Annotated in this window: 12 protein-coding genes; 5 read left to right on the forward strand and 7 right to left on the reverse strand. The window is 64.8% G+C overall.

The window, feature by feature from the left end; all coding sequences use genetic code 11:
- Positions 1–175 precede the first annotated feature (175 nt).
- Positions 176–1,474 carry a TAXI family TRAP transporter solute-binding subunit gene (locus VSR72_RS16160; protein ID WP_342953487.1) on the forward strand — a complete coding sequence of 433 codons (1,299 nt, stop codon included), beginning with the start codon at positions 176–178 and terminating at the stop codon, positions 1,472–1,474.
- Between the two features lie 15 nt (positions 1,475–1,489).
- Here the strand turns inward: VSR72_RS16160 and VSR72_RS16165 are convergent, their stop codons facing one another.
- Both VSR72_RS16165 and VSR72_RS16170 read right to left on the reverse strand, forming a co-directional pair.
- Complete coding sequence (locus tag VSR72_RS16165) at positions 1,490–1,738, reverse strand: hypothetical protein (RefSeq protein ID WP_342953344.1); 249 nt, start codon at positions 1,736–1,738, stop codon at positions 1,490–1,492.
- Between the two features lie 61 nt (positions 1,739–1,799).
- Positions 1,800–2,216, reverse strand: a complete 417-nt coding sequence (locus VSR72_RS16170) for a MarR family winged helix-turn-helix transcriptional regulator (RefSeq protein WP_342953345.1) — start codon at positions 2,214–2,216, stop codon at positions 1,800–1,802.
- Positions 2,217–2,648: 432 nt separating this feature from the next.
- On the opposite strand from VSR72_RS16170, the gene VSR72_RS16175 reads away from it, so the two are divergent.
- Entirely contained in the window at positions 2,649–4,892 is a 2,244-nt protein-coding gene (locus VSR72_RS16175; protein WP_342953346.1) for an NADP-dependent isocitrate dehydrogenase, read from the forward strand.
- A gap of 135 nt (positions 4,893–5,027) precedes the next feature.
- Here the strand turns inward: VSR72_RS16175 and ilvD are convergent, their stop codons facing one another.
- Complete coding sequence (gene ilvD, locus VSR72_RS16180) at positions 5,028–6,887, reverse strand: dihydroxy-acid dehydratase (RefSeq protein ID WP_342953347.1); 1,860 nt, start codon at positions 6,885–6,887, stop codon at positions 5,028–5,030.
- A 274-nt stretch (positions 6,888–7,161) separates the two neighbouring features.
- On the opposite strand from ilvD, the gene VSR72_RS16185 reads away from it, so the two are divergent.
- Entirely contained in the window at positions 7,162–7,380 is a 219-nt protein-coding gene (locus VSR72_RS16185; protein WP_342953348.1) for a hypothetical protein, read from the forward strand.
- 102 nt (positions 7,381–7,482) lie between these two features.
- Positions 7,483–8,871: an alkaline phosphatase family protein gene (locus VSR72_RS16190; protein ID WP_342953349.1), complete on the forward strand. Its 1,389-nt coding sequence runs from the start codon at positions 7,483–7,485 to the stop codon at positions 8,869–8,871.
- 15 nt (positions 8,872–8,886) lie between these two features.
- Here the strand turns inward: VSR72_RS16190 and cynR are convergent, their stop codons facing one another.
- Positions 8,887–9,783, reverse strand: a complete 897-nt coding sequence (gene cynR, locus VSR72_RS16195) for a transcriptional regulator CynR (protein ID WP_342953350.1) — start codon at positions 9,781–9,783, stop codon at positions 8,887–8,889.
- A 192-nt stretch (positions 9,784–9,975) separates the two neighbouring features.
- On the opposite strand from cynR, the gene VSR72_RS16200 reads away from it, so the two are divergent.
- On the forward strand, positions 9,976–10,275 hold the full coding sequence (locus VSR72_RS16200; RefSeq protein WP_342953351.1) for a hypothetical protein: 300 nt from the start codon (positions 9,976–9,978) through the stop codon (positions 10,273–10,275).
- Here the strand turns inward: VSR72_RS16200 and VSR72_RS16205 are convergent.
- The 3 genes from VSR72_RS16205 to nirB all read right to left on the reverse strand — a co-directional run bounded on the left by VSR72_RS16205 (position 10,229) and on the right by nirB (position 17,439).
- Positions 10,229–14,425, reverse strand: coding sequence for a bifunctional nitrate reductase/sulfite reductase flavoprotein subunit alpha (locus VSR72_RS16205; RefSeq protein WP_342953352.1), 4,197 nt, complete (start codon positions 14,423–14,425; stop codon positions 10,229–10,231). The genes VSR72_RS16200 and VSR72_RS16205 overlap by 47 nt on opposite strands.
- Before the next feature lie 72 nt (positions 14,426–14,497).
- Complete coding sequence (gene nirD, locus VSR72_RS16210) at positions 14,498–14,845, reverse strand: nitrite reductase small subunit NirD (protein ID WP_342953353.1); 348 nt, start codon at positions 14,843–14,845, stop codon at positions 14,498–14,500.
- Between the two features lie 29 nt (positions 14,846–14,874).
- Positions 14,875–17,439, reverse strand: a complete 2,565-nt coding sequence (gene nirB, locus VSR72_RS16215; RefSeq protein WP_342953488.1) for a nitrite reductase large subunit NirB — start codon at positions 17,437–17,439, stop codon at positions 14,875–14,877.
- Positions 17,440–17,773: the final 334 nt, after the last annotated feature.

Consider the following 17,773-nt stretch of genomic DNA (forward strand, 5'->3'; position numbering starts at 1 on the left):
GTGCGCACAATCATCTGGCGTTCCAGCGTGATAAGGGCAGCCACGGCGCCTGCGCTTGCGCCACCACCCAGTTCGATTCGTTGGTATCGTAAGCGCATCTACTACGGCGAACCTGGAGGCGTGGGTCACGATGCCCAGACACAATCCAGCGCTGCACCGCAGCCAGAAAGCGCCCATGTCGAGGGCGAGGCGGCGCCTTGCGATCATCGGCGTAATCGTTCTGTTAGCTGCCGCTGGCTGGCTGCTGACTATCGTGGTCGAACCGGCGTTCCAGCGCACCATCGTCATGACGAGCGGTGCGGACAACGGCATCTATCGCGGCTTTGCCGATCGCTATGCGCCTATCCTGAAGCGCGCGGGCATCAAACTCGTCATCCGCAGCTCGTCCGGCTCGGTGGAAAATTATGAGCGCCTGAGAGACCCGAACAGCGCCTACGAAGTCGGCTTCATCCAGTCGGGCACCACCACCCCGAAGGATACAGACAATCTCCAGACCATCGCCGCCGTCTCGTATGAACCGATCTGGGTGTTCTATCGCGGCGACGCCACGGTCGACCGGTTATCGCAACTCCGCGGCAAGAAGATTTCGATAGGCGTGCCAGGCAGTGGCCTGCTTAACGTTGCACAGGTATTGCTCAGCTATAGCGGCATCACGAGCCAGAACTCCACATTGCTGCAAATGGATGCCCCCGCGGCGTATCAGGGGCTCGAAAGCGGCCGGATCGACGCAGCGTTCTTCATCGGCAGGCCCGACGCCGACATGCAGAAGACACTGCTGAACAGCCCGCTCAAGTTGATGAGTTTTGCGCAGGCCGATGCGCTGGTTCAAAAATTCCCGTCACTTTCGAAGATCGTCCTGCCGCGTGCGTCGACAAGTGTCGCTGAAGATCTGCCGCGCACCGACGTCACGCTGCTCGCGGCAACGGCGCTGCTCGTATCGAAGAACACGATGCATCCCGCGCTCGTCTATCTGCTGCTCGACGCGGCCCATACGGTTCACGGTGGCGAAGACTACTTCACGCCGCTCGGCACATTCCCCAATCTGAAGACGGAAGAATTCCCGATTTCCGATGAAAGCGTGCGCTACTTCAAGTCAGGCCAGCCATTCCTTTACCGCTATCTGCCGTTCTGGCTCGCGAGTCTGATCGAACGGCGGCTGCTGATCCTCGTGCCGTTCGCAGCGCTCCTGATCGGCCTGATTCAGGCATTGCCACGCCTCGTCGAAGCGCGGACGAAAAAACGACTCGTAGTCTGGTACCGCGAAATCAAGGCGCTCGAAGACGAAGTCTGGCAGAACCGCGAGCCGCCCCAGTCGCAGATCGCGCAATGGATCGACGAGATCGAAAACATCGACGCGAGCGCGAGCCAGATACGGATCCCGTATCGCTATTTTCAGGACGTATACGCGCTCAAGCAGGCGATTGGCGTCGTGCGGGACCGGATAGAGCATGTCGCGCAGCGAGCGAAGGGATAGCGGCGGCGCGCCCGTTTAGCGCGAGCACGCCGTAAGCGCCTCGACGTAGTGCGCCTGCCACGCCGGGTCTTGCGCGAACGCGGCGAGATCCGCGTGCAGATCGTTGGCGTAAGCCGTGACGCACGCGCGGTTGTTCGCCTCCATGGCACGCGGCATCGCGAAAATTGCCGCAACCACGCCGCCCACCGCCAGCGCGGCGATCGCCACACCGATCGCCCAACGCCAGGTTTCTCCGCCCGTCCCTTTTAGCGCCGCTTCGTTCATCGCTGCTCTCCTTTTTGATTAGCAAGGCAACCATTTGATCTTAAAAAAAGGCGCGAACGCCTTACGCGAGTCCCTTGCGTATCTTGCGCATGCCGGTCACCGTCGACTCGAACAGGTCCGGGCCCACCTGCGCGCGCAGGCGGCGCGCCACGTCGGCGCTCGCGCCGTTGATCGGTCCGTCGAGCGCCGCGCCGCTCGCCGTGGGAAAGAGCCCCCATTCGCGGCCGTCGGCCTCGCCCTGGCGGCGCTCGAGCAAGTCCTTCTCGCACAGGTTGTCCACCAGCCGCGTCGCCGTGGGCCGAGCGATGCCGAGCGTTTGCGCGACGTCGCTCGCGAGGCACCCAGGCTTCGCAAGCACGACGCGCAGCACGAAGCCTTGCGCGGGCGTCAGGCCGAACGGCGCATAGGCGGCGCTCCACTCGCGCTCGACCAGGCGGGCGAGCGCCGACGAATTGAAGTAAAGGCAGTGATCGAACATGAGGGAATGAGACCACGAATTGATTAGCAAGGCAACCGTTATTGCGGACTTCGGAGGACCTTGAGGAGCAAAATTCTTATATAAGACTCCCCGATTCACTTCTCTTTTCACAAGGGTCTTTACCAGCTTGACAGCCAATCAAGGGTGCGATCAATAAAACCTCGGAGTGGGGGTCATATTGGCCGCCACGCCCCGCAAAGCCTTATACAAAGGGCCTCCGGCGCGGAAACGTTTTCAGCGCACGGCCGGCCGATCAAGGCAAACGCGCCGATTTTCTTGTCAATTAACATTGCGCAAGCGCTTTCCACGATGTGAAATACATGCACGGTTGGCCCCCGGCCCGCTGCAAATTGAGGCAAAATCCAGGTGTTTCGCCGACTGCGCGCAGCCGGTGGTGTTATCACCCCGTTTTTGAACCCCGCCAAGAAGCCGATGAGTACCCAGCAACCCACCATCATCTATACCCTGACCGATGAAGCGCCGCTGCTCGCCACCAGCGCGTTTCTGCCGATCATCCGCACCTTCGCTGCGCCGGCCGGCGTGAACGTCGAGACCAGCGATATCTCCGTTGCGGGCCGTATCCTCGGCGAGTTCCCGGAATTCCTCACGGAAGACCAACGCGTGCCGGACAATCTGGCCGAACTGGGCCGTCTCACGCAGTCGCCGGAAACGAACATCATCAAGCTGCCGAACATCAGCGCATCGGTGCCGCAGCTCGTCGCCGCGATCAAGGAACTTCAGGGCAAGGGCTACAAGGTCCCTGACTTCCCCGAAGATCCGAAGACCGACGAAGAAAAGGCTATCCAGAAGCGCTATTCGAAGTGCCTCGGTTCGGCCGTGAACCCGGTGCTGCGCGAAGGCAACTCGGACCGCCGCGCACCGCTCGCAGTCAAGAACTACGCGAAGAAGCACCCGCACAGCATGGGCGAGTGGAGCATGGCTTCGCGCACCCACGTCGCGCACATGAAGCACGGCGACTTCTACCACGGCGAAAAGTCGATCACGAACGACAAGGACCGCGAAGTCCGCATGGAACTCGTGACGAAGAGCGGCGAAACCATCGTCCTCAAGCCGAAGGTCAAGCTGCAAGCCGGCGAAATCGTCGACAGCATGTTCATGAGCAAGAAGCACCTGCTCGCGTTCTACGAAGACCAGATGGAAGACGCGCGCAAGACCGGCGTCATGCTCTCGCTGCACGTGAAGGCGACCATGATGAAGGTCTCGCACCCCATCGTGTTCGGCCACGCCGTGCGCACGTTCTACAAGGATGCGTTCGCGAAGCACGCCAAGCTGTTCGAGCAACTGGGCGTGAACGTCAACAACGGCCTCGTCGATCTCTACACGAAGATCGAAACGCTGCCGGAATCGCAGCGCGAAGAAGTCATCCGCGACATGCACGCCTGCCACGAGCACCGTCCGGCGCTCGCCATGGTCGACTCGGCCAAGGGCATCTCGAACCTGCACGCACCGAACGACGTGATCGTCGACGCTTCGATGCCGGCCATGATCCGCGCAGGCGGCAAGATGTGGGGCGCCGACGGCCGTCCGGCCGACACGAAGTGCCTGATTCCGGAAAGCACGTTCGCGCGCATCTACCAGGAAATCATCAACTTCTGCAAGACCAACGGCGCATTCGACCCGCGCACGATGGGCACGGTGCCGAACGTCGGCCTGATGGCGCAGAAGGCTGAAGAGTACGGTTCGCACGACAAGACGTTCGAGGTCACGCAGGACGGCACGGCGCGCATCGTCGACAACGCCACGGGCGAAGTGCTCGAAGCGCTCACGCAGCCGGTCGAGCAAGGCGACATCTGGCGTATGTGCCTCGTGAAGGACGCGCCGATCCGCGACTGGGTCAAGCTCGCCGTCACGCGCGCGAAGAACTCGAACACGCCTGCCGTGTTCTGGCTCGACCCGTACCGTCCGCACGAAAACGAAGTGATCAAGAAGGTCGAAGAGTACCTGAAGGATTACGACACGAAGGGTCTCGACATCCAGATCATGTCGCAAGTGCGCGCCATGCGTTACACGCTCGAGCGCGTGATCCGCGGTCTGGACACGATCTCGGTCACGGGCAACATCCTGCGCGACTACCTCACCGACCTGTTCCCGATCATGGAACTGGGCACCTCGGCGAAGATGCTCTCGATCGTTCCGCTGATGGCGGGCGGCGGCATGTACGAAACGGGCGCGGGCGGTTCGGCTCCGAAGCACGTTCAGCAGCTGGTTCAGGAAGACCACCTGCGCTGGGACTCGCTCGGCGAATTCCTCGCGCTGGCCGTGTCGCTGGAAGACCTCGGCATCAAGACGAGCAACGCGCGCGCCAAGCTGCTCGCGAAGACGCTCGACGCCGCCACCGGCAAGCTGCTCGACAACAACAAGGGCCCGTCGCCGAAGACCGGCGAGCTGGACAACCGCGGCAGCCAGTTCTACCTCTCGATGTTCTGGGCGCAGGAACTGGCCGCGCAGAAGGACGACGCGGAACTCGCCGCTCACTTCGCGCCGCTCGCGAAGGCGCTGGCCGAAAACGAGCAGAAGATCGTGGGCGAGCTGGCCGCTGTTCAGGGCAAGCCGGTCGACATCGGCGGCTACTACAAGCCGGACTTCGCGAAGCTCGCTGAAGTCATGCGCCCGAGCGCGACGTTCAACGCCGCACTCGCAGCCGCTGCGAAGTAAGTGATGGAAACCGCCCCCGTGCGTTGCGCGGGGGACGTGCACCACAAATGAATCGAGCCTCCCATGGGAGGCTCGATTTTTTTTCGCCCTGCTTCTGAGAGGCGAGCCGCGCGGCCCGCGTCTTACCTAAAAGGCTCAGTCGTCCAGCAGCGAGAGATCGCGCACGGCGCCCTTGTCTGCCGACATCACGAGCTTGGCGTAGGCCTTCAGCGCCGCCGACACCTTGCGCGGACGCGCTTTCGCCGGCTTCCAGCCCTTCGCGTTCTGCTCTTCGCGGCGGCGCGCCAGTTCCTCATCGGACACCAGCACGTTGATCGTGCGATTCGGAATGTCGATGCGGATCTTGTCGCCGTCGCGCACGAGGCCGATTGCGCCGCCCGCCGCCGCTTCCGGCGAGCAGTGGCCGATCGAGAGGCCCGAAGTGCCGCCCGAGAAACGGCCGTCGGTCAGCAGCGCGCACGCCTTGCCGAGGCCCTTCGACTTGATGTAGCTGGTCGGGTAGAGCATTTCCTGCATGCCGGGGCCGCCCTTCGGGCCTTCGTAGCGCACAATCACCACGTCGCCGGCCTTGACCTTGTCGGCGAGGATATTTTCGACCGCTTCGTCCTGCGACTCGGTCACGTGAGCCGTGCCTTCGAACACGAGAATGCTGTCGTCCACGCCTGCGGTCTTCACCACGCAGCCGTCGAGCGCGATGTTGCCCGTCAGCACGGCGAGGCCGCCTTCCTTCGAAAACGCGTGCTCATACGAGCGGATGCAACCCTCGGCGCGGTCCGAATCCAGGCTCGGCCAGCGCGTGTTCTGGCTGAACGCCACCTGCGACGGAACGCCTGCGGGGCCGGCCATGTAGAACGTCTTGACCGCTTCGTCCTGCGTGCGCTTGATATCCCATTGCTCGAGCGCGTCGCCGAGCGTCGGCGTGTGCACGGTCGGCACGTCGGTGTGCAGCTTGCCCGCACGCTCCAGCTCGCCGAGGATCGCCATGATGCCGCCGGCGCGGTGCACATCTTCGATGTGGTACTTGTTCGTGTTCGGCGCGACCTTGCACAGCTGCGGCACGACGCGCGAAAGGCGGTCGATGTCGGTCATGCCGAAGTCGATGCCCGCTTCCTGTGCGATGGCCAGCAGGTGGAGGATGGTGTTGGTCGAGCCGCCCATGGCGATGTCGAGCGTCATGGCGTTTTCGAATGCCTTGAAGCCCACCGAGCGCGGCAGCACGCGCTCGTCTTCCTGCTCGTAGTACTGGCGCGCGAGTTCGACGATACGGCTGCCAGCGCGCTTGAAGAGCTGTTCGCGGTCCGCGTGCGTGGCGACCACGGTGCCGTTACCCGGCAGCGAGAGACCGAGCGCCTCGGTCAGGCAGTTCATGGAGTTGGCCGTGAACATGCCCGAGCACGAACCGCAGGTCGGGCAGGCGGAGCGCTCGACTTCGGCCACTTCGGCGTCGGAGTACTTGGTGTCGGCCGCGATCACCATGGCGTCGATCAGGTCGAGCTTCTTGACCTCGATGGCCTTGGTCACGGGATTCGCGAGGCGCGTCTTGCCCGCTTCCATCGGGCCGCCCGAGACGAAGATCACGGGGATGTTCAGGCGCATGGCGGCCATGAGCATGCCCGGGGTGATCTTGTCGCAGTTCGAGATGCAGACCATGGCGTCGGCGCAGTGCGCGTTGACCATGTATTCGACCGAATCCGCGATGATGTCGCGGCTCGGCAGCGAATACAGCATGCCGTCGTGGCCCATGGCGATGCCGTCGTCGACGGCGATCGTGTTGAATTCCTTGGCCACGCCGCCCGCGGCTTCGATTTCGCGCGCAACGAGCTGGCCGAGGTCTTTCAGGTGCACGTGGCCGGGCACGAACTGGGTGAACGAGTTGACGACGGCGATGATCGGCTTGGAAAAATCTTCGTCTTTCATGCCGGTGGCGCGCCAGAGGGAACGCGCACCTGCCATGTTGCGGCCGGCGGTGGAGGTTTTGGAACGGTATGCGGGCATTGTGGCTGTAGAAGAAAAATCGCAGAAAGTAAGCGGGCCACGGGAATAAAGGCCCCACGCACGCCCTTGCGAACAACCTCTTGAGCTGTGCTCTGGGCAGAACTTGTAATTATCCCACAGGCATGGGCGCCCCGCTGCCCACGGCGGTTTCATGCGCGTTTGCATGCGCCACCGGCTCCACATTATTGACGGCAGATGTCGCGGGAAATCTGGCGGCGTATCGTGCCCCTATGGCGCCTCGTACGGGCGCCAAGGCAAACACAGCGGGGGCATTATGAAGAATGGACAGCGCTCGTGGCGCCACACGAACCTGGCGATCATCGGCCTCACAATCGGGCTCGTCGCGACAGGAGCCAGCGTGCGCCTGTGGCTGCGCGCCCTGGGAGGCAATGCGGGCTCGGGGTACGAGTCGGCTGCGGTCGTGGCGATGTTGTTCGGCGTTTTTGTGGCGACTTGCGCCGCCCACGAAATCTGGCGCGCGAGGGTGCGGTAGGCGCGCCAGAAGCATCGGCAGGTTCTCTCAGGGTTCCCGCACCTTGCCGAAAGCGTGCGGCTGCACCAATACTCTGCGTCAGCCCCCGAGACGGAGAAACCCATGTCCCTGCAGAACATCAAACACGTTGTTGTCGTGATGTTCGAGAACCGTTCGTTTGACACGATGCTTGGCGGCTTGTACACGAACGGCAGCAGCCCCGCGCATTTCCTGCCCGCCGCCAGCGCGGAACAGCCATTCGATGGACTCAAGGCGGGCCTGAGCAACCCAACGAAGGCAGGCGGCACCATCGCCGCCACCACACCCGCCTCCACAGCCACGCTGCCCGACCCCGATCCGCAGGAGACGTTCGCAAACGTGCGCGTTCAGCTACTCGGCAACGCAGCCGGGGCATCGCCCATGTCCGGCTTCGTACAAGACTACGAAACGACCACGACGACGGACGCAAGCCAGGTCATGCAATGCCACAGCCCCGACCAGTTGAAGGTGCTCGCGACGCTCGCGCGCGAATACGCCGTCTCGGACGCCTGGTTCGCGAGCGTGCCGAGCCAGACCTGGCCGAATCGCGCGTTCGCCCACGCGGGCACCTCGAACGGTCACGTGGACAACGGCTCGCCGCCCGATCCTTTCGACTGGCAGGTGCGCACCATCTTCAACGTGCTGGGCGACGCAGGCGCGAGCTGGGCCGTGTACAGCGCCGCGCTCGTCGCGCCTTCGCTCACGCTCACGATGTTCCCGACGTTATGGGATGCGAAATATAAGGCGAACTTCCAGCGCTTCAGCAACTTCGTCTCGGACTGCCAGAACAACACGCTGCCGCAGTATTCGTTCATCGAGCCGCGCTTCCTGCTCGACCCCAACGACCAGCATCCGCCGCACGACGTCTATGCGGGGGAAAGCTTTCTCTACGACATCTGGCACGCACTGAGCACATCGCCTGCGTGGCCCGAAACGCTGCTCGTGATCACCTACGACGAGCACGGCGGCACCTACGACCACGTGCTGCCGCCCGCGAACGCCGTGGCGCCCGATGCCGCAAGCAGTCCGGGCGACCAGAACTTCGCCTTCGACAGCTTTGGCGTGCGTGTGCCGGCGGTCGTCGTTTCGCCATATATCGCACGCGGCACCGTGTTCCGCTCGCCCACCGACACGCCCTACGATCACACGTCGATTCTCGCCACGCTGCGCGACTGTCTCGCCATCGCGCCTGCCGACATGCTCACGAGCAAGCGCGTGGCAGCGGCGCCCACGCTCGCTCCGTTACTCACGCTCGATACGCCGCGCGCCGACCTGCCAGCCATCGCAGCACCGCCCGCCTCTGGCTTTATCGCGACGAATCTCGCGCGCCCGCTCAACGACCTGCAACAAAGCCTCGTGAGCGGCACGGCACGACGCACGGGGCTCGATCCGGCGGCCACGCTCGGGGCGATGCCGACCCGCCAGCACGCGGTGGACTTCTTTCACAACCTGCTTTCGTCCGATCAACCCTGAGGGCCGCGAGGCGCCTCAAACTTCGCCCAACCCTTCCCGCGAAATCAACTCGAGCAGCAGATCCGAAAACGCATTGGCGGCGAGCGTGCTCGACGCATGCCGCCGCTTGAGTAGCGCGACGGTACGCTGTGGCAACGCGGGAACGACGGGCAGCGTGACGAGCCCGCGATGCTCGCGCAGCACCGCCGACGGCAGCAGCGTGGCGAGCGTGCCCTCCTTCACGAGCTTGAGCACCGTGCCCACCGAGTTGGCCTGCAGCATCACGCGCGGAATCAACTGGTGCGCGCGGAAATAGGCATCGGCGAAACGCCGCACCACGAAGTCGGGGCTCAGCAGCGCAAGCGGCATCGCGGCGAGCTGGTCCGCCGTGACCTCCGCGCGGCGCCGCGCGAGCGGATGGCGCGTGGCCACGAGCAGCGCCATATGCTCGGCGAAGAGCGGCCGCACTTCGATTTCGTCGGAGCGCACATCGGTAAAGCCAATGCCGAGATCGAGTTCATCGCGCTCGAGTCCGCCTTCGATATCTTCCAGCGGCCGCTCGCTCACGTCGAGCGCGATTGCCGGATGCGCTTCGCGAAAGCTGCGCAGCGCGGGGCCGATCAGATACTCGGCGAACGTGGGCGTATAAGCGAGCCGCAGCAGGCCGCGCGTGAGGTCGCGCACCTCGTGCAGCGCGCGCTTGCCGGCGTCGAGATGCGCGAGCGCCTGGCGCGCGTGTTCGATGTACACGCGCCCGAATTCGGTGAGGCTGATGGCGCGTCCGCTGCGGTCGAACAGCGCGCCGCCAAGATCGTTTTCCAGTTGGCGGATCTGCTGTGAGAGCGCCGGCTGCGAGACGTGCAGCACTTCAGCCGCGCGCGTGAAATTCTTCAACTCCGCCACGGTGAGCACGTAGCGTATCGAGCGAAGCATCAAGATGGCTGCCTCCCGAATGTCCCCGGATTGTCTCCGGATTTTTTCATAAGGCGCGCTTATCGTGACGATCCGAATATCGTCTTGGACGTGGGCGCGCGCCCTGCGCAAAATGGATTGCGATGGCGGCGACGCGGTGCGCAGTGCGCGCGGCGTCGGCCGCCGGACACCATTCTAACGGGGAGCAAGCGGATGTTCGAGTCGATCTCGATGAGCGTGGTGGCGGTGTTCGCAGGCGCGTGCCTGACGTTTCTGATCGCCATCCTGCTGCCCGAACCCGTCGTGGCCAAAGGCGCCGAGGGCGGCCTTTATGCCGGGCTCGGCAATGAAGATGAAAGTCTGGCGCGGGCGGACCAGGCGCGCACGCGGCGCTTTCGTGCGCTGAAAACATGGCGCGCAGGCGGGCGGCCTTCGCAGAGCCGGCCCGAAGTCGCGCCGCGCCCCATCAATAGACGTCGCGCACGTAGCGTTTGTCCCGTCCGAGTGCACTGACGTAGTCGTGCGCGGCCTCGGCGCTCATGCCGCCATGGCCCGCCACCACGTCCCTGAGCGCCGCATCCACGTCCTTCGCCATGCGGCTCGCATCGCCGCACACGTAGAGGTGCGCCCCTTCCTGCAGCCACGCCCATAGCTGCGCGCCCTGCTCGAGCATACGGTCCTGCACGTAGACCTTCTCGCTCTGGTCGCGCGAGAACGCGAGATCGAGCCGGTCGAGGTGGCCGTCCTTGCGCATTTGCTCCAGTTCGTCGCGATAGTAGAAGTCGGTGGCCGCATGCTGCTCGCCGAAGAACAGCCAGTTGCGGCCCGTGTCGCCGCGCGCCTGGCGCTCGTGCAGGAAGGCGCGAAAGGGGGCGACGCCCGTGCCGGGGCCGACCATGATCATCGGCGCGTCGCCATTGCGCGGCGGCCGGAAATGCGTGCTCTTCTGCACGAACACGGGCACGCTGCCCTCCTGCGCGCGGTCGGCGAGGAAGGTGGAGGCCACGCCCTTGCGCTCGCGGCGGCCGTTGGTGTAACGCACGGCCGAAACGGTCAGATGCACCTCGCCCGCATGCGCCTTCGGGCTCGACGAAATCGAATAGAGCCGCGGCTGCAGGCGTTTGAGCATGCCGAGCAGTTCGGGCGCGTTCATGTCGACGGGATATTCGTGGAGCACGTCGGCGAGCTGCTGGCCCCAGAGCCAGTTGCGCAGATCGCCTTTGCGCGTTTCGTCGAGCATTTCCGCGAGGCCCCGCGAGCGCGTGCGGGACGCAATGAACGCAAGCGCATCGGGGTTCGGGCGCGCGATCTCGTAGTGCTTGCTGAGCGCCTCGCCAAGGCGCATCTCGCCGTGACCGCTCACGGCAACCGGTGTGTCGGCCGCGAGACGTGTGAGCCCGAGCAATTCGTCCACGAGCGCGGGACAGTTGGTGGGCCACACACCGAGCGCGTCGCCCGCTTCGTAGTCGAGGCCCGCTTCGCCTGTGGCGAGCGAGAAGTAGCGCGTGTCTTTCGTCGCGCCCTTCATGTTCAGGCGCACGTTCTTCAAGAGCTTCGAGACGGCCGGGCGCGCCTTGGTCGCCGCGCAGCCGGGCAGCACCTCGGGAATGGAACCGTCGGCGGGCACCGCGTGCAGTGCCGCATCTTCCTGCTTGATGCGCACGACGATGCGATCGAGCCACGCGTCGGCCGCGCTCTGGTATTCGCTGTCGCAATCCACGCGCTCCATGAGGCGCGTCGCACCCAGCGCTTCGAGGCGCGCGTCGAGCTTGCGGCCGTGGCCGCAGAACGCGTCGTAGTTGCGGTCGCCGAAGGCGAGCACCGAGAAGCGCAGCGAGGCGAGACGCGGCGCGTTTTCTGCTGCCAACGCGCCCCAGAACGCTGCGCCGTTGTCGGGCGCGTCGCCGTCGCCGAAGGTGCTCGTCATCAGAAGGACGTACTGCGCCTTTGCGAGGTTCGTGAGCGAATAATCCGCCATGGAAGCCGTGCGAATCTCGAAGCCCGATTCCATCAGCTGCGTCGCGTATTGCTCGACGAGCGACTCGACGTTGCCCGTTTGCGAGGCCCACAGCAGCACGACCTTCGGCCGCGTATGCGCGATGCGCACGCCGTGCGGCTTTTCCTCAGGCGCGCCCGGCACGGCGAGTGCAGCCGTACGCGCGACGGGCTCGCCGCGGCTGAACAGGCCCGCCAGCAGGCCGTCGAGCCAGACGCGCGTGTCTGCGGGAAACGGCGCGTGCGCGGGCAGCATGGGCACGCCGACGGGCTCGGCCGCCCTCAGCGAGCGCAGGCCGCCAACAAAGCCCGCGAGGTACTGACGCTCGGCGTCACCCAGTTGCGGCGCGGCGACGTCGTCGAGACCGAGTAGCGTCGAGAAGGCATCGATACGGGACATGTCGAGTTCCTGAGACGGGTTGACGGCTTGCTGCGCGCTGGCGTCGAACGTGGCCGAAGCGGCAAAGGCATCGGCGGCGTCCGGCGTGCGCGTGGTCTCGCGCGGCGCAGATTGCGGGGCGACGCGCGAAAGCGCCACCGCGCAGAATTTCAATTCGGGCTGCTGGGATATCGGGTCGACCGCATCGCTCGTGACGGCGTTCACGCAAAGTTCTTCGCCATACACGTCGTTCCAGTGCATGGGCGCGAAGCAATTGCCGGGGCGCACGCGCTCGGTCACCACGGCGGGCAGCACCACGCGCCCGCGGCGCGAGCGCACCTCCACGCGATCCTTCGCGGCGATACCGAGCGCAGCGGCGTCCTCGGGATGAATCTCGACGAAGGGGCCCGGATTGAGCTTGTTGAGCATCGGCACCTTGCCGGTCTTCGTCATGGTGTGCCACTGGTGCTGCAAGCGACCCGTGTTGAACACGATCGGGAACGTGCCGTCGGGCAGCTCGGCGGGCGCGACGTGTGGTCGCGCGAAGAACACGCCCTTGCCGTGCGCCGTGGCGAAAACGATGCGCGGGCGCGTGCCATCCGCGTTTTCCTTGAGGGACTGGCTCACGCCGTCGTTCACATAACGCAGCGGATTGCGATCGCTCGCGGCATCCGGCGCGATGGGCCATTGCAGCGGCGTTTCGCGCAGCTTCGCATGGCTCGCGCCGCGCAGGTCGTAGCCCGTCTTCGGGTTCGCGAAGCGCGTGATTTCGTCGAACACTTCGGCGGCGCTTGTGTAGCTGAACGCCTCAGCAAAACCCATCTCACAAGCCACGCGCGCGATGATCTGCCAGTCGGGCAGCGCCTCGCCCGGCGGCTCGACGGCCTGCTGCGTGAGCGTCATGTTGCGCTCGGAGTTGATCATCACGCCCTCGGCCTCGGCCCAGAGCGCGCCGGGCAGGAGCACGTCGGCGTACTGATTCGTTTCGGTGTCCAGAAAAGCGTCCTGCGAGATCACCAGCTCGGCGGCCCTCAGGCCCGCCACCACCGTTTGCCGGTTCGCGACGCTTGCCACCGGGTTCGTGCAGATGATCCAGCACGCCTTGATCTCGCCCGCCGCCATGCGCGAGAACATGTCGATGGTGCCGCCGCCCACTGTCACGGGCAACGTGCCGGGCGCGACGCCCCACGCCGCTTCCACGAACGCGCGGTCGTCCTCGGCGAGCACCGTGCGCTGGCCGGGCAGGCCCGGTCCCATGTAGCCCATCTCGCGCCCACCCATTGCGTTGGGCTGCCCCGTGAGTGAGAACGGCCCGCTGCCGGGGCGGCAGATCTTGCCCGTCGCAAGATGCAGGTTGCAGATCGCGTTCGTGCTCCACGTGCCGTGCGTGCTCTGGTTCAGGCCCATCGTCCAGCAGCTCATCCACTCGGGCGCGTCGCCTATCATCTGCGCGGCGCTGCGAATGTCCTCGACGGCCAGGCCCGTGATCTCAGCGACCTTTTCCGGCGTGTAATCTTCGAGGAACGCCGGCATCGCGTCCCATCCTTCGGTGTACTGTGCAATGAAGGCTGGGTCGGTGTGGCCATTCTTGTGCAGCAGGTGCAGCAGGCCGTTGAGCAGCGCGAGATCGGTACCCGGCGCGATCTGCAGAAAGAGCGACGCCTTCTCCGCCGTCGTCGTGCGGCGCGGGTCCACCACGATGAGCTTCGCGCCCGCCTTCACGCGGTCCATCATGCGCAGGAACAGGATCGGATGGCAGTCCGCCATGTTCGCGCCGATCACGAAGAACAGGTCCGCCTTATCGAAGTCCTGATAGGAACCCGGCGGGCCGTCCGCACCGAGCGAAAGCTTGTAGCCGCTGCCCGCGCTCGCCATGCACAGACGCGAGTTCGACTCGATGTTGTTGGTGCGCACGAAGCCCTTGGCGAGCTTGTTCACGAGGTACTGCGCCTCGATCGACATCTGCCCGGATACGTAGAACGACAGCGCGTCGGGGCCGTGCGCGTCGAGCGTCGCGCGCAGACGGCGCGCCGTATCCGCAATCGCCTGCGCGAGCGGCAGCGGCGCCGGGTCCTCGTCGCGCGCATGGCGCACGAAGGCGCGCTCGAGGCGCCCCGATTTGCGCAGCGCCACGTGCGCCGACGAACCCTTCGTGCAGAGGCGGCCGAAGTTGGTCGGATGCTCGGCGTCGCCGGAGATCTTCGCGACCTGGCCGTCCTCGACGTGCAGGATCATCCCGCAGCCTACGCCGCAGTACGGGCAAACGCTCTTTACGGTCTCGCTGCTCATGCGGTCGATCGATATCAGATTGAAACGGATTCATTGCGCGCGGCGCTTCATGCTCGCCGCGCCTTCGTCATGTCAGGCGGCAACCCAGACCTGACCGTTTTCCACGCGCGTCTGGAACGCGTTGACCGAATGCTGCGGCGCTTCGATGCACTCGCCGGTGGAGAGATCGAAGTGATGCTTGTAGATGGGCGAGGCCACCACGATGCGCTCACCGAAGCTGCCCACGAGCCCGCGCGAAAGCACCGCCGCGTGCGAGTTCGGGTCGTAGTTGCCGATGGCATACACGCGCGCGTCGCCGTCATCTACATGGAACACGGCGACCTGTTCGCCCTTCACGAGTGCGCACACGCCGGTGTTCGGCACGATGTCGCTGAGCGTGCAGACGGGAATCCAGTTGCCTTGATTGCGTTCGTTGCTCATTTCGTACTCCTCGGTTCGATGAAAGGGAATCAGACGGTTTCGACGACTACGGGAATTTCGCTCAGTGCTTCATAACGCGCCGCTTGCGGAACCTGCGTGCGCTCTTCGGGCGTGGCCGGGCGAATCTGGCCGCGCTCCTCGATGAAGGTCACGTGCTGGTCGCCCGCGTCGCTATTGACGAAGTGGCGGAAGCGGCGGCGCGTTTCAGGATCCGTCACGGCCTTCTTCCATTCGCATTCGTAGGTGTCCACCACGAGCTGCATTTCCGCTTCGAGTTCGGCGCCAAGGCCCAGCTTGTCGTGCACGATCACGTCGATCAGATAGTCGAGGCCGCCTTCGAGGTTGTCGCGCCACACGCTCGTGCGCTGCAGGCGGTCGGCCGTGCGCACGTAGAACATGAGGAAGCGGTCGACGTAACGCACGAGCGTGGCCTGATCGAGATCGGAAGCGAGCAGTTCCGCATGGCGAGGCTTCATGCCGCCGTTGCCGCACACGTAGAGATTCCAGCCCTTTTCGGTCGCGATGATGCCGACGTCCTTGCCCTGCGCTTCCGCACATTCGCGGGTGCAGCCCGAGACGCCGAACTTGATCTTGTGCGGCGCGCGCAGGCCCTTGTAGCGGTTTTCGAGTTCGATCGCGAAGCCCACCGAGTCGCCCACGCCGTAACGGCACCACGTGGAGCCCACGCACGACTTCACCGTGCGCAGTGCCTTGCCGTAGGCATGCCCCGATTCGAAGCCCGCTGCGATCAGCTCTTCCCAGACGAAGGGCAGTTGCTCGACGCGCGCACCAAAGAGGTCCACGCGCTGGCCGCCCGTGATCTTCGTGTAAAGGCCGTACTTCTTCGCCACCTGCCCCACGGCGATCAGCCCTTCCGGCGTGACCTCGCCGCCCGGCATGCGCGGCACCACCGAATACGTGCCGTCGCGCTGAATGTTGGCGAGGTAGTAGTCGTTCGAATCCTGCAGGCTCGCGTGCTCCTTCTTCAGCACGAATTCGTTCCAGCAGGAAGCCAGAATCCCGCCCACGGCCGGCTTGCAGATATCGCAGCCCAGTCCCTTGCCATGCTTCGCGAGCAGTTCGCCGAAGGTCTTGATGCCTTCCACGCGCACAATGTGATAAAGCTCCTGACGCGAATAATGGAAGTGCTCGCACAGGTGATTGTTGACGGCGAGCCCCTGGCGCTTCATTTCCGACTTCATGACCTGCGTGACGAGCGGCACGCAGCCGCCGCACGACGTGCCGGCTCCGCACGCGCCTTTCACCGCGGCGATGGTCGTCGCGCCTTCACGCACGGACGCGCAAATTTCGGCCTTCGAAACGTTGTTGCACGAGCAGATCTGCGCGGCGTCGGGCAGCGCTTCCACGCCGAGCGCAGGCTTGGCCTTGCCGTCGGCCTGCGGCAGGATCATGAATTCAGGCGACTCAGGCAGCTCGATCCCGTTGAGCATCATTTGCAGCAGCGTGCCGTATTCGCTCGCGTCGCCCACCATCACCGCGCCGAGCAGTTTCTTGCCGCAATCGGACACCACGATCTTCTTGTAGACCTGGCGGCGTTCGTCGGCGTAGCGATACGAGCGGCTGCCGGGCGTCTTGCCGTGCGCGTCGCCAATGCTCGCCACGTCCACGCCCATCAGCTTGAGCTTGGTGCTCATGTCGGCGCCCGCGAAGGTCGACGCCTCGCCCGCCAGCGCCTTGGCGGCAATGCGCGCCATGTCGTAGCCCGGCGCGACGAGGCCGAAGATCTGCCCTTGCCAGAGCGCGCATTCGCCGATGGCGTAGATGTTCGCGTCGCTCGTGCGGCATTGATCGTCGATCACGATGCCGCCGCGCGCGCCGATGTCGAGGCCGCAGGCGCGTGCAACTTCGTCGCGCGGGCGAATGCCGGCCGAGAAAACGATCATGTCGGCGTCGAGATGGGTGCCGTCGGCGAACTGCATGCGGTTGGCAGCCGTTTCGCCATCCACGATCGCCTGGGTGTTCTTCTGCGTGTGAACAGTCACGCCGAGTTCTTCGATCTTGCCGCGCAACATGCGGCCGCCGTCGTCGTCCACCTGCACCGCCATGAGGCGAGGCGCGAATTCCACCACGTGTGTGACGAGGCCCAGATCGCGCAGCGCTTTGGCGCATTCGAGCCCGAGCAGGCCGCCGCCCACCACCACGCCCGACTTCGCGTGCGCGCCGCGCGCCTGCATCGCCTCGAGGTCGGCAATGGTTCGGTAGACGAAGCAATCGGCGCGGTCGTTCCCCGCAATCGGCGGCACGAACGCCGAGGAGCCGGTGGCGAGGACGAGCTTGTCATACGAAAGCGTCTCGCCGTTGGACACCGCGATGGTGCGCGCTTCGCGATCGATCGACACCGCCTTGGCGTTCAGCACGAGACGAACGTTCTCGCGATCGAAGAAGCCGGGCGCCACGAGCGAGAGGTCGTCCGCAGACTTGCCCGCAAAGAATTCGGAGAGGTGCACGCGGTCGTAAGCGGGACGCGGCTCTTCGCAAAGCACGGTCACGCGCGCGTTGGGCGCGCCGTCCGCGAGGATGCATTCGAGAAATTTGTGACCCACCATGCCGTGGCCGACGACGACGATCTCCATCGCGGCCGTGCTGTTCACTGCGTTCGTTGCTTGCACCATGCTGAGCCCCTGCCAATAAAAAAGGCGTCCCGCGATTCCAGCCTTCGTGAAGAAGCCAGATTCGGGGGACGCCGTTGCCCTGAATACGAAACCCTTGTGCGCTGCGTTACCGCTTGCAGCCGAATCCCCATTGATCCGCTGTGGCACTTGCTGCGACCTACTATGCAAGCACTGTGCCAATTTGCGCGCATCCCGCGCAACGCCCCGACCGGCGGACTTCCGCGGCTTGCGTGCCGGGCGTGCCGCACCGCGCCTGCGCGCGCATCGTGATGCAGGCCAGCACAAGATTGGTGCC

It is taken from the genome of Paraburkholderia sp. JHI869, from assembly GCF_038900775.1.
Lineage (GTDB): Bacteria > Pseudomonadota > Gammaproteobacteria > Burkholderiales > Burkholderiaceae > Paraburkholderia.